At 62.5% G+C, this 13,434-nt stretch carries 8 protein-coding genes; 4 read left to right on the forward strand and 4 right to left on the reverse strand.

Annotated elements, in window-relative coordinates; genetic code table 11:
- Nucleotides 1-61 precede the first annotated feature (61 nt).
- On the reverse strand, nt 62-826 hold the full coding sequence (locus DXT77_RS16910) for a helix-turn-helix transcriptional regulator (RefSeq protein ID WP_119428481.1): 765 nt from the start codon (nt 824-826) through the stop codon (nt 62-64).
- A gap of 97 nt (nt 827-923) precedes the next feature.
- Here DXT77_RS16910 and DXT77_RS16915 point away from each other — a divergent pair, with 97 nt between their 5' ends.
- The 4 genes from DXT77_RS16915 (at nt 924) to DXT77_RS16930 (ending at nt 9,328) form a co-directional block, all read left to right on the forward strand.
- The gene (locus DXT77_RS16915) at nt 924-2,057 is read left to right on the forward strand and encodes an MFS transporter (RefSeq protein WP_119428482.1); all 1,134 of its coding nucleotides are present in this window, start codon (nt 924-926) and stop codon (nt 2,055-2,057) included.
- 105 nt (nt 2,058-2,162) lie between these two features.
- Nucleotides 2,163-3,890, forward strand: a complete 1,728-nt coding sequence (locus DXT77_RS16920) for a ShlB/FhaC/HecB family hemolysin secretion/activation protein (RefSeq protein WP_119428483.1) — start codon at nt 2,163-2,165, stop codon at nt 3,888-3,890.
- Between the two features lie 94 nt (nt 3,891-3,984).
- Entirely contained in the window at nt 3,985-8,454 is a 4,470-nt protein-coding gene (locus tag DXT77_RS16925) for a hemagglutinin repeat-containing protein (RefSeq protein WP_119428484.1), read from the forward strand.
- A gap of 145 nt (nt 8,455-8,599) precedes the next feature.
- Nucleotides 8,600-9,328, forward strand: a complete 729-nt coding sequence (locus DXT77_RS16930; protein ID WP_119428485.1) for a class II aldolase and adducin N-terminal domain-containing protein — start codon at nt 8,600-8,602, stop codon at nt 9,326-9,328.
- Nucleotides 9,329-9,443: 115 nt separating this feature from the next.
- On the opposite strand, the gene DXT77_RS16940 is transcribed toward DXT77_RS16930, so the two are convergent.
- The 3 genes from DXT77_RS16940 to DXT77_RS16950 are packed head-to-tail and all read right to left on the reverse strand — an operon-like array spanning nt 9,444 to nt 13,353.
- On the reverse strand, nt 9,444-10,469 hold the full coding sequence (locus tag DXT77_RS16940) for a GlxA family transcriptional regulator (protein WP_119428515.1): 1,026 nt from the start codon (nt 10,467-10,469) through the stop codon (nt 9,444-9,446).
- A 13-nt stretch (nt 10,470-10,482) separates the two neighbouring features.
- Nucleotides 10,483-12,144, reverse strand: a complete 1,662-nt coding sequence (locus DXT77_RS16945) for a choline dehydrogenase (RefSeq protein ID WP_119428486.1) — start codon at nt 12,142-12,144, stop codon at nt 10,483-10,485.
- Nucleotides 12,145-12,183: 39 nt separating this feature from the next.
- The gene (locus DXT77_RS16950; protein ID WP_119428487.1) at nt 12,184-13,353 is read right to left on the reverse strand and encodes an aromatic ring-hydroxylating dioxygenase subunit alpha; all 1,170 of its coding nucleotides are present in this window, start codon (nt 13,351-13,353) and stop codon (nt 12,184-12,186) included.
- Nucleotides 13,354-13,434 lie beyond the last annotated feature (81 nt).

Genomic DNA, 13,434 nt, shown 5'->3' on the forward strand with positions numbered 1-13,434 from the left:
CTGTAATATGACGCGAGTAATATTTTGTGGCAATTGATTTTTATCGCCGGTCGTCAGTTGCCTATCTGAGCCAGGTGCCGGGTGTGCTGCCGGTCATGGATTTGAAGAACGCAATGAATGCGCTGTCGCTGGCGAAGCCCAGTTCAAACGCGCAATAGCCGAGGTTGCGTCCGGTGGCGAGCAATTCCATGGCACGCATCAGTCGCCATTGCTGGCGCCATTGTTGATAGCTCATGCCGGTTTCGCGCTGGAAGATCCGGCCGATAGTGCGGCTGCTGGCGCCAATCTGTTGCTCCAGCACTTGCAGTTCCGGGGGGAGTTGTTCGGGGCGTGCAAGCAGGGGCGCAAGACGCTTGTCTTGCGGTAATGGCAACAGCATCGGTTGCTGCGCCGCCTCGCGGATTTCACTCAGGCACAGCCCCAGCAGATGGACGAATTTGCCCTGCTGCCAATCGGTATCGAAATCGGCAGTCGCCATTGGCTCCAGTACAGCGCGCAGCAGCGGGCTGACCTCGATCACGCAAACCTGTTGCGGCAGCTCGCGGCACAACTCGGGCGTCAGGTAGATGGAGCGGTAATCAACGCTTTGCTGCATCACCGCCCGATGCGTGACGCCACCGGGAATCCACGCCGCCCGCGACGGCGGCAGCAGGCACAACTGCTGCGCCAGCGTGATGCGGGTGCATCCCTGTCGGGTGTAGAGCAATTGCCCGCGCTGATGCCGATGCAGGCCGGAGTCGTGATCGTCGAGGGTGGACGCGATGCCGACTACCGGCGCCGGGAAGCGATCCGGGTCAAAACGGTCGTGGGCTTCAAGCCAGGCCATGGGTTGTCCGATTTCAACGATAAATTGTCAGGGTTTGGATAATACGCCAGCCACGGCTTTTTAAACTCCTCGGCGTTTTTGTTGAGGAGTCATGGTGATGAGCCATAGAACGTTTTTGATGTTGGCGATTGCGCTTCTGATGTTTCCGCAGATCGCCCAGACGTTGTTCAGCCCGGCGCTGGGGGATATCGGCCGGGCGTTCGATGTCGGTCCGCAAGTGGCGGCGCAGACATTGTCGGTGTACTTCCTGGCGTTTGCCTTTGGCGTGGTGACGTGGGGGCGGGTGTGTGATTGGATTGGCCGGCGGCCTTCGATGCTCGCCGGTCTGGCGATTTATGCGCTTGCCTGCGCATTGGGCTTGAGCGTTCGCAGTTTCAACGGCTTGTTGATGGCTCAGGCACTGGCGGCATTCGGCGCTGCTGTTGGCTCGGTGGTGACCCAGACTTTACTGCGCGACCGTTTTCGCGGGACCGAACTGGCCCAGGTATTTTCTCTGGTGGGCATGGCGCTGGCGGCCAGCCCGGCCATTGGTCTGTTCAGCGGGGCGAGTCTGGTTCAAGGCTTCGGCTATCGCGGCGTGCTCGTTGCGTTGTTGCTGCTGGCATCGATCTTGTGGATCTGGAGTTGGCGCAACCTACCGGAAACCCGTCCGTCGCAACACACCTCCGTCGGCCTGTTCGCAACCATGGGCGACATGTTGCGTGATCCCGGTATCTGGCGTTCGGCACTGTGGATCGCATCGTTCAACGTCGCGTTGTTCAGCTATTACAGCCTCGGACCTTTCCGGTTCGAACGTCTCGGCCTGAGCGGCGAGTGGTTCGGCTACAGCGGCGTGATGCTCGCACTGGCCTCAGGGTTTGGAGCATGGCTCAACAAAAAGTTGCTGCAAATCGGTTGCCATCCACTGCAGTTGATTCGCCTGGCAGCGCTGACCGGTTTGCTCGGCGGTATCGGTGTGTGGCTGTTAGAAGTGCACGCCTGGTTCGTGCTGCCGATGCTCCTAGTGGTACTGGCGTTCGGCATGGCAATCCCGAATATCCTCGGCGCAGCGTTGCGCAATTACACGGATCGTTTGGGCACCGCCGGCGCATTGCTGGGGTTGTTTTATTACTTGCTGATAGGTGCGGGATTGATGTTGGCCGCATGGTCTCAGGCCCTCGGGGAAACCCTGATGGTCTGCAACTTGCTGGCGTTATCGCTGGCGATCCGTGCTAAAAGCGCATTTGTTTAAGAAATGTAAGCGATGTAGGAAGCGTCTTGCATTTGTGTAGGAAGGCTCTGACTATCACTGCAATTGATGGGATGGCATTAAGCCATTTGATTGCAAGGATGTTGAGTGCCGTATTCGATTCGCGCTGTTTCTCGTCGTAGTTATCTGCCTCGTCCGCTGTTGTCGGCCTTGTTGTTGAGTGTGTGTGCGCCCAGCGTTTTCGCCGCCGAACCGTCGAATCCAGGCCAGGAAGTGCTGCGCCAGCAGCAACAGCAACAGCGCGATCTGCAACAACTGCAACTTGAACAGCGCAAGCGGCAACTGGAGCGCGGCGCGTTCGGCCCGACGCCTGCCACCCCGGCCATTGCCGATTCGATCAAACCCGACGAACGCTGCTGGCCCCTGAGCGGCACGCGCATCGGCGGCGTCACGTTGATCGACAAAGACCAGCTCAACGCGCGCATCCAGCCACTGCTGGCGCCGTGCATGGGCGTCGGCCAGATCAACCATCTGCTGGCGACCATCACCGCGCTCTACGTGGAGAAGGGCTACATCTCCAGCCGGCCATATCTGAGCAGCGCGCCGGCAGCGGGGCAGTCGCTGGATATCCTGATCGACGAAGGCTACATCGAGTCCATCGAACTGGCCGACCAGAGCCTGCCGGTGTCTCTCGGTGGTGCGTTCCCGGGCATGCTCGGCAAACCGCTGAACCTGCGGGATCTGGAGCAGGGGCTGGATCAGTTGAACCGTCTGCGCTCGCTCGATCTGACCGCTGACATCGCCCCCGGCAGCCAGCCCGGTGCGTCAAAAATCATCCTGCGTTCACGGACCTCCGGGCAGTCGCGTTGGGCCCTCGGCGCCGGTTTCGACAACCTCGGCAGCGCCAGCACCGGGCGCGATCGCAACACGCTGAGCCTGAGCCTCGACAGTCCTCTGGAACTCAACGATCTGTTGAGTGTGAGTGCCAGCGACACCCTCAACCAGGGCGACCGCTACAACCGCAACGCCAGCCTCTATTACGCAATTCCCTACGGTTACTGGACGTTCAGTACGTTTGCCAGCCACGCCGAATACCGTGCGCCGTTCAAACTGCCGGGCACGACGCTGTACAGCACCGGCATCACCGATCAGCTCAGCCTGCGCGCCGACCGCGTGTTGTGGCGCGACCAGAGCTATCAGCTCAGCGCCAACCTGCAACTGGCGCACAAGAACGTCGACAGCTATCTGGAAAACGTCCGCCTCGGCATTCAGAGCCCGACCCTGACCGTGGCAGAGGCCGGGCTCAATCTGTTCTGGCTCGACCGCGCGGTGTGGAACCTCGACTTCAACTACGCCCAGGGCCTGCGCTGGCTGGGTGCCGACGACGATGCCGATCATCAGGTCAGGAACCTGCCCAAGGCACAGTTTCGCAAGTACCGCGCCGGCCTCAGCCAGTGGCGCAACGGCCAGTTGGGCGCGCAAGCCTGGCAATGGCAGAGCCAACTGAACGTGCAATACAGCCCCGACCCGCTGCCGGCGATCGAACAACTGCTCGGCACCGACGATTCCGCCGTGCGCGGTTACCGGGTCAGCAGTGCGTCCGGTGCCAGCGGTGCGATCTGGCGCAACACCCTGCGCCTGCCGCTGCGCAGCGATTTGCCGATGCAGCTCACCCCGCGTGTCGGTCTCGACCATGGCTGGATCAAGGCCGATCACGGCGCCCCGGTTCAACGCCTGAGCGGCGCCAGCATCGGTCTCAATCTGGGCTGGAAAAACCTGCAGGTGGATGTCGATTACCAGCGCAGCCTCAATACCCCGACCGGCCTGCACCGCGAGCCTGAAACCTGGTTGATGCGCGTCGGATTACAGATATGAACGTCAGTGAACAACAGCCATCGGACCTGAGCGCGACAGCCGTGGCCTTCAACTCAACGCGCAACGTGATGCCGCACTACATGGAGAGTTTTTTATGCCAATGAATACCTTTGCGTTTCATCTTTCCCCACGGGGCAAACTGCGCTGGGCCATCGCCAGCCTGTTCCTGGTCGCTCACCTGCCGGGCGCCATGGCCGGTGGTGTGGTGGTCGCGCCCGGCCCCGGCGGCACCGCGCAACTGCAAACCCAGGGCGGCGTCCCGATCGTCAACATCGTCGCGCCGAACGGCTCGGGCCTGTCGCATAACCAGTTCCTCGACTACAACGTCGACCGTCAGGGCCTGGTGCTGAACAACGCCTTGCAGGCCGGGCAATCGCAGCTCGCCGGGCAACTGGCGGCCAACCCGCAATTGCAGGGGCAAGCCGCGAGCGTGATCCTCAACGAAGTGATCAGCCGCAACCCGTCGGCCATCAACGGCGCCCAGGAAATCTTTGGTCGCGCCGCCGACTATGTGCTCGCCAACCCGAACGGCATTTCGGTGAACGGCGGCAGTTTCATCAACACGCCGAACGCCAATCTGGTGGTCGGTCGTCCCGAGCTGAACGACGGCAAACTGCAAGCCCTGAGCACCCGCGACACCACCGGTCAGTTGCAGATTCAGGGCGGCGGCCTGCGCAATGGCGAAGGCTCGATCAACCTGATCGCACCACGCATCGACAGCCAGGGTGCGATCACTGCGCGTGATCAACTGAACCTCACCGTCGGGCGTAATCAGATCGACTACGCCAGCGGCCAGGTGAAAGCCGTGGACCCGGCGGGCAACACCACCGATCAACGGATCGACGCCAGTCTGTTCGGCGCGATGCAGGCCGGACGCATCAACATTGTCAGCACCGCTGAAGGCGCGGGCGTGAAAGTCGGGGCGGTGCAAGTCGCCGGGCGTGACGGCGTACAGATCCGTTCGGCTGGCGACTTGAACGTCAGTGGCCAGGCGATCCCGGACAGCCTCGACGTGACCCGTGCCGGCATCCGCAGCAGCCAGGGCGACGTCGGCCTGCACAGCGGCAAAGACCTGACTTTGGCCGCCACCGATGTCAGCGGTCGCGACGTCAAGGTCGATGCCAAGCGCAACCTGACCCTGACCACCGTCGAAAGCCGCAAGCTCCAGGAGCAGCGCGAGAACTGGAACAACAGCACTATCGGCATCACCTGGGAAACCTACGAACGCACCAAGACCGACAGCGATTCGCGCCAGCACGGCAGCCAGATCGTTGCAAGCCGCGACGCGCAACTGTCGTCCGGCAAAGACACCGAACTGAAAGCCGCCAAGGTCGACGCGAAGAACAACCTCAGCGTGCAAAGCGGCGGCGATCTGCGCCTGACCGCCGCCACTGAAAGCCATGTGCAAACCGATCAGGGCAAGCACCGCAAGCACCTGTGGAAAGCCGACTGGGACAGCAGCAGCGAAGAGCAGCGCAGCGTCACCAGTCAGTTGAAGGGCGGCAACATCGCCCTGCAAACCGCCGCACTGTTGCGTTCCGAAGGCGCCGAAATCGACAGCGCCGGCGATCTGCAACTGGCCGGCAAACAGGTGGAAATCACCACCGCGACCCGCACCAATCGCAGCAGCGACAACCGTTATTCCGGTGATCTGGTCGGCGGCGGTTTCTTCGGCAAGACCGGCGACGCCGACAAGGGCCAGACCCAGCATCAGGGCAGCAAGATCAACGCCGCCGGCAAGCTGCTGGTCAAGGCCGACGACGTGCGCATCAGCGGCAGCCAGGTGCGTGGCGCCAAGGACGCCAGCGTGATCAGCGACAACGGTTCGCTGACCATCGACGGCGTGCAGGACACTTCGCACAGCAACAATCACGACAAGGACAGCAAGTTCTTCGGCATCACCAAGGACGAGTCCCGGCAGAACAGCAAGGACAGCACCACGGTGCGCAGCGAGTTGGCGTCCGACAGCAACCTCAAGTTGAAAAGCGCCAAGGACATCGAAGTCGCCGGATCCACGGTCAAGGCCGGTGGTTCGCTGACGGCGGATGCGGCCGGTGACGTGAATGTGCATTCGACGCAGAACACCCACGACAGCAGCAACAGCACCCAGACCCGTGGCTTCGACGCCTACGCCAAGGAGCAGACGGCGGAGCAGTATCGCGCCGGCGTGCATTACGAAGACAAGGCACAAACCGTCACCGCCAACGACGTCACCCAGCAGGGCTCCAGCCTCAGCGGTGGCACCGTACAGGTGAAGGCGGGCGGCGACGTGACGCTCAAGGGCGCCGAGGTGAAATCCACCGCTGGCGACACTACCCTGAGCGGCAAGAATGTTTCGTTGCTGGCTGAGCAGGACAGCCACAGCACCTCGACCGAGACCCGCAGCACCGGCGGCGGTTTCTACTACACCGGCGGCCTCGACCGCGCCGGCAGCGGCGTGGATTTCTCGCACAGCACCTCGCAAGACACCACCGGCAAAACCACCGCGCAAACCACCGGTGTGCAGAGCAGCGGCAGCCTCAACATCAACGCGGACAAACTCGCCACCGAAGGCGCGCAACTGAAGTCCGGCAACGGCCTGAACGTCGCCGCCAACGAAGTCGACAACCGTGCCGCCAGCAACACCGAGAGCAGCACCCACAAGGAGAGCAACTGGTCGGCGGACATTGGCGCCAACGTCGAGTACAAAGACATCGCCCGGCCGATTGCCGGCGCGGTGAAAGAAGTGCTCGACGGCAAGTTGCCGGACAAGGACGCACTGGCCAATCTCGGTCAGCCGAACGTCGGTATCGACGTGGCGGTCGGTCATGCGAGCGCCGATAAAACCGGGCAGAGCAGCAACGCCGTGGTCAGCCGGTTCGACGGCCAGACCGTGGACGTGAAGGTCGGCGGCACGCTGCACGACCAGGGCACCCAGTACAATGCCAGCGCCGGCAAAGTGAACATCAGCGCTGACAAACTGGTGGCCGATACCGCGAACAACACCCACAACAGCACCGAAAAGTCGGTGGATGCCAAGGTCGATGTGCGCGTCTACACCAAGACCGGTGAAGACGTGAACGTGGCCGGCAGCGGCGCGGGTGGCAGCAGCCAGTCGAGCAAAAACAACTCCACGGCGGTGGTCGGCGTTTACGCCGGCAATCAGGGTGTGAACATCAATGTCGCCCGTGACGCACAGTTCGAAGGCAGCCGTTTCGATGGCGGGCAGGGCGGTGTCAACGTCAAGACCGGCGGTGATCTGGCGCTGAACCAGGCCAATGATCGTCAAAGCAGTGACAGCTCCAGTCTGCGCGGCAACGGCTCGTTGACCGTCGGCACCTTGCCGGGCACCGACGGCACCAACGTCGATCTTGGCGCCGGGTTCCAGCTCGATCACAAAGGCAACCAGACCACCGATACCCAGGCGCACGTCGCCAGCCTCAGCGGCAGCGGTCCGGTGCAACTGAGCAGCGGCGGCAATCAGGTTCAGCAGGGCACGAAGATCGACAGCGCTGGCGCAATCGACCTGAAGGCCGGCGGCAAGCTCGACCTGCAAGCGGCTACTGATTCGCACATCGCCACTGGCAGCAATCTCGGCGGCGGTCTGAAGGCCGGCGGTAGCAAAACCAACAGCGAGAAGAGCCGCGATCAGGGCGGCAACCTCAGCGGCAACTTCAACATCGGCCGGGTCAACGAGAACACGCAGACTCTTACCGGTGGCCAGCTCAACAGCCAGAACGGCATCGCGTTGAGCGGTGATTCGGTGCGCCTGCAAGGCACTCAGGTCACTGCGCCAAACGTCGGCATCGACGCGCAGAAGGGCGGCTTCGTTCAGGAGTCCGCGCAGTCCACCGACAGCCGTAACAACTGGAATGTTGCGCTCAACGCCGGTGGCAATCTGAGCAAAAGCACACCGACCGCCGCCGATGAAAAAGTCAGCAGCGACCACGGCTTCAATGCCGGGGCCAAGGTCGGCGTGGATTACCTGCAAGGCACCACTCAGCAGAACAGCCAGATCAAGGCTGACACTGTGGTGCTGAACAGCGCCGGTGATGCGAGCCTGAGCGGTGCGCGGATCGATGCGCGCAATGTCAGCGGCAACGTGGCCGGTGATCTGTCGGTCGAAAGCCGTCAGGACTCCAGCAGTCACGCCAAGGTCGATGTCGATCTGGGCCTGACCGCGAAGAAGACTCCTGCAGACGACAAAGGCAAACTGGCCGGCACCGACTACAAGCCGACGCTGAAAGCCGAAGGCGAATACGCGCACAAGGACAGCGTGAAACAGGCGTCAGGCATCAGCGGTAGCCAGGGTGTGAATCTCACGGTCGGCGGCGCTACGCAGCTGACCGGTGCGCGGATTTCCGCCACTGAAGGCAAGGTCGATCTGGGGGGGGCGAAGGTCAGCAGCACCGACCTGAGCAACCGCGACTACGGCGTGAAAGCCGGCCTGGACCTGCCGCACAAAACCGAAGAAAACGCACCGAAGGTTTCCCTTGAAAACGGCAACCTGAAAGTCGGCCCAGTGACCCTGAGCGGTCATCTGGACAGTCAGTCCCTGCAAGCGGGGATCGACGAAAGAGGTTGATTCACCGTCAGTGAAACCGGCGGGGGCGAGCCAGCTCGCTCCCGCTTCTGATGTGCGTCTCTCTCAAAACGGCAGCCACTGTCGTTTCCCGTCAAGTCGATGAATGCATGCGCTCTACACTCGGATGAAACCGGGAGGCCGCGCCATGCACGACAACGTCGAATACCTGAGAATCCAGCTGGCCTGCGCCCTGCGCTGGGCCGCGCGCTTGAACCTGCACGAATCCATCGCCAATCATTTCAGCGTGGCCACTTCAGCGGATGGTCGCGAGTTTTTGATCAATCCTTACGGCAAGCATTTCTCGCGAATTCGCGCCAGTGACCTGCTGTTGCTCGACGCCGACGATCCGGCCAGTCTCGACCGTCCGGACGCCCCGGACATCACCGCCTGGTCCTTGCACAGCGCTTTGCACCGCAACCAGCCCCAGGCCCGCTGCATCCTGCACACCCACAGCAAATACGCGACGACGCTGGCTTGCCTGAAGGATTCGCGGCTGCCACCGATCGAACAGAACAGCATGCGGTTCTTCGAGCGGGTGGCGATTGATGACGGCTTTGATGGCATGGGGCTTGGTGATGAGGCGGAGCGGGTGAGCAAATTGCTCGGCGACAAGCCGATCCTGCTGATGGGCAATCACGGCTTGCTGGTCGCGGCACCGAGCGTGGCCCAGGCGTTTGATGAACTGTATTACTTCGAGCGGGCTTGCGAGGTTTACATCACCGCGTTGGCGACCGGGCGCGAATTGCGCGTGGCCAGCGATGAAGTGGCGCGCAAGACGTGTCGGCAGTGGCTGGAGTATCCGGGGTTTGCCGATAAGCATTTTGCGGCGCTGATGCACATCCTCGACGAAGAAGAGCAGCAGTATAGGCAATGACCTGAAACACACACCTGTGGGAGCGAGCCTGCTCGCGATGGCGGAGTGTCATTCAGCACAGGTGTCGACTGATCTGGCGCTATCGCGAGCAGGCTCGCTCCCACTGGGATGTGTGTCAGGTTTGATGCTTGCTCAACGGCTGGCGCATCACCGGCGCGCTCCACGCCTGACGCCGGTCCTCGCTCGGCGGGCAGCCGAAACGTGCGCGGTAAGTGCGGGAGAAATGCTCCAGCGAGCCAAACCCCGAACACGCCGCCACCTGGGCCACGCTCATCTGTGTCTGTTGCAGCAGGTTGTGCGCCCGGGCCAGGCGCAGGGTGATGTAGTACTTGAGCGGCGAGAGCCCGGTCTGATGTTTGAACTGGCGCTCCAGTTGCCGCCGCGACAGGCCGACTTCGCTGGCAATCGCCTCGCAGTCCAGCGGTTCTTCCAGCGCCTTTTCCATCAACTGCACGGCACGGCGGATCTTGTTGCCGTACATCCCGCTGTTGCCCAGGCCGCCGTCGAGCTGATTGTCCGCCGGGGCGCGCATCTGGCCCATCAACAGGTGCAGGCCGATTTCCCGGGCCAGATCCGCATCGAAGCGCTGGCCGATCCAGCCCAGCAGCATGTCGAGAATGGTCGTCGCGCCGGCGCAGGTCAGGCGCTGACGTTCGAGGGTGTAGAGCTGCGGTCGGGCGCGGACCTTGGGGTAGCTTTCCTGAAAGCCTTGCAGGTTGTCCCAATGCACCGCCGCTTCGTAGCCATCGAGCACACCGGCAGCCGCCAGCAATTCAGTGCCGGTTTCCACGCCGATCAACACCGCACCGAACAACGCCTGCTTGCGCAACCAACTCTTGAGCGCGGGGTTGCGACTGTGTTGATGCACCTCGAAACTGGCCAGCACCACGCAGGCGTCGAAGGCCTGCTCAGTGTTCAAACCGTCCTCGGCGATGCTTGCCAGACCGTTGCTGGCCGTCACCGGGCCGGGCTGCAAGGACAATAGTGTCCACTCGAACAGCCTGCGCTGGCTCAGCCAGTTGGCGATGGCCAGTGGTTCCAGCACCGCCGCCAGACCGAAATTGGAAAACGCCGGCAGCAACAGCACCGCCACTCGCAGCGGTGCTTCATGGCGCGGTACAGCTTCAGCGGATCGGGTCATCGCCATCTCTGCTTTATCGTTGTTCGGTCTGCCAGTGCGGATGGGTCCACACCGGTACATCGGCGGCTGGCAGCGGGGCGAGGTTGCGGATCAGGTCGCTGGCCTTTTCCGCGATCATCACCGTCGGTGCGTTGGTGTTGCCGCTGACGATCACTGGCATGATCGATGCGTCCACGACGCGCAAACCGTCGAGGCCGTGCACCCGCAGTTGTGGATCGACCACCGCTTCAGGGTCGTCAATCGGGCCCATCTTGCAGGTGCCGCTGGCATGGTAGCCGGTTTCCGTGACTTGCCGCGCCCAGGCGTCGAGCTCGGCGTCGGTCTGCACCGAACGGCCCGGCACCAGTTCTTCACCCTTGAACGGAGCCATCGCCGGTTGTTCGAGGATCTCGCGCACCAGCCGTGCGCCGGCGCGCATGTCGGCACGGTCCTGCGCGGACTTCAGGTAGTTGAACAGAATCCTTGGCGGCCGCCGGGGTTCGGCGCTGTGCAACGTCACGCTACCGAGACTGGTGGGGCGCATCAGGTCGATGTGGATCTGGAACGCGTGGGTCGGCACCAGTTCGACGCTGCCCGGTTGCACCGCCAGCGGCATGAAGGTCAGTTGCAGGTCCGGGTGCTCGACGCCGGCCCGGGAGCGCAGGAACGCGCCGGCCTCGAAATGGTTGCTCGCCGCCAGACCATCGTGACGGACGAACCAGCGCGCACCGATCCACCATTTGCCCGGCGCGGTGGTCCAGCGATACAGCGACACCGGTTGCTTGCAGCGATATTGCACGACCGCATCCGGGTGATCGTTGAGGCGTTTGCCGACGCCGGGCAGGTCGTGGATAACGCTGATGCCGAGGTCGCGCAATTCTGCCGCCGGGCCCACGCCCGAGAGCAGCAGCAACTGCGGGGAGTTGATCGCCCCGGCGGTCAGCAGCACTTCACGCCGGGCGCGGACAGTGTTCGTTTCGCCGTTCTGTTCATAGTCAATCCCCACCGCTCGCCGTCCCTCGAACAGAATGCGCAGCACCAGTGCATCGGTGACCACCCGCACATTGCCCCGGGCCAACGCTTTGCTCAGATAACCGCGCGAAGTGCTCCAGCGCCGACCGTTGCGTGTGGTGCGATCCACCGGGCCGAAGGCTTCCTGACGATAACCGTTCAGATCCTTGCTGACACCATAACCGGCCTCGGCCCCGGCCGCGATGAACGCTGCGCACAACGGTGTGCCGACGTCGCCAGGGGTGACGTGCAAATGGCCGCCGGCACCGCGATAGTCATCGCCGCCATCGGCGTGAGTCTGCGCACGCTTGAAGTACGGCAGCACCTCGCGATAGCTCCAGCCGGTGCAGCCCTGTCCTGCCCAGCCGTCGTAATCCCGGGCATGGCCACGGATGTAGACCATGCCGTTGATCGACGATGAACCGCCGAGGGTGCGGCCTCTTGGCGTGCCGATCCGCCGGCCGTCGAGGTATGGCTCCGGCTTCGACTGATAGCGCCAGTTGTAGCGCGACCCGCCCACCACAAGGCCCACGGCGGACGGCATGTCGATCGTCCAGCTCTTGTCCTCGGGGCCGGCCTCCAGCAGCAGGATGCGCACGCTCGGGTCTTCGCTCAGGCGATTGGCCAACACGCAACCGGCCGAGCCGGCGCCCACGATCAGGTAATCAAACCCGGTGTCGTCCATGGTTTGCTCCGTTCTGACAAATGACGAGGGAAGGGCGGATCAGTCCACGCAATGGCCGTGAATGCCGTTGAACACCAGGCGATGAAAGTGATGCACCAGATGCTCGCTTTCATTGCTGCGCTGGGCGTCGATCATGTAGCGGCCCTGGTCATAGCCGAGCGAGCGCAGGCCTTTTTGCACCGAGATGTTCAGGGCGATGTCTTCGGGGCCGAGGTCTTCGTTCATCCACTTCATGCACGCCGTGCTGACGGCGGCTGTCTCGGGGTTGCTGGAGTAGTAACCGAAGCGCAGCAGCGAGCGCTCGGCATCCAGTGGAATCATGATGAACGAGCCGAGAAACTCGGAGAACGGGAAGGTGTAGAAGGTGTTGTTCGGCCACAGGCCGATGTTGAAGAAGCATTCCTGCGGATTCAGCTCGCTTTTCAGCGGCACGCCATAGGCCTCGGTCGCCGACAGATTGGCCGGTGCGGCGTAGGTCCACCAGTGGTCGCGTTTGATCAACTGATAACCCTTGAAGTCGATCAGCCGGGCGAGGTCGATGTGGCACGGGCCGGACAGCTTGAAGTGATAGCCCTCGATGGAATTGTCCATGATCACCTTCCAGTTGGCCGGCACGATCACGTCCTGTTCCTCGATCAGGCGCATGTCGGTCAGGTCCGGGAACACCCGGCGCATTTCTTCGTCGGCGCCGGGGAACAGATCCCGCAGCGACGGCGCATTCGGGTCGAGGTTGAAGTAGATGAAACCGCCGAGTTCTTCGGTGCGCACCTGGGGAATGTTGAACTGCGCCAGCTCGAAATTCTTCATCCGCTCGCAACGCGGTGCACCACGCAGGCTGCCGTCCATCTCGTAGCACCATGAGTGATAGGCGCAGCGCACCACGCCGCTGGTGGTACCACGGCGCTCTTCGAGCAAGCGATTGCCGCGATGCTGGCAGACGTTGTGAAAACCATGGATCTGCCCCTGCCGGTTCTTCGCCACCACCACGCTCTGATCGAACAGATCGGTGACCACGAACTGTCCCGGCTCGGCGAATTCACTGACATGCCCGGCGACATGCCAGGCCTTCATGAAAATGTTGTCGCGCTCGGCACGGAACAGGCTGTCATCGTAGAAATAACGCGAGGGCAGGGTGAAGGCCTGCTCCGGATCCTGCTGATCCCAGGCATCGACCGGGCTGTGCTGCTTGCGGGTCTGGAAACTGTGCATGAGGCGATCTCCACGGCTTGTTGTTGTGGGATCTAATCTAGGGTGCGGGGCGGTGTGGGGGTTGATGGATTGCGACCAGTT

Origin of the sequence: Pseudomonas sp. 91RF, assembly GCF_003576265.1 — a bacterium.
Taxonomy (GTDB): Bacteria; Pseudomonadota; Gammaproteobacteria; order Pseudomonadales; family Pseudomonadaceae; genus Aquipseudomonas; species Aquipseudomonas kribbensis.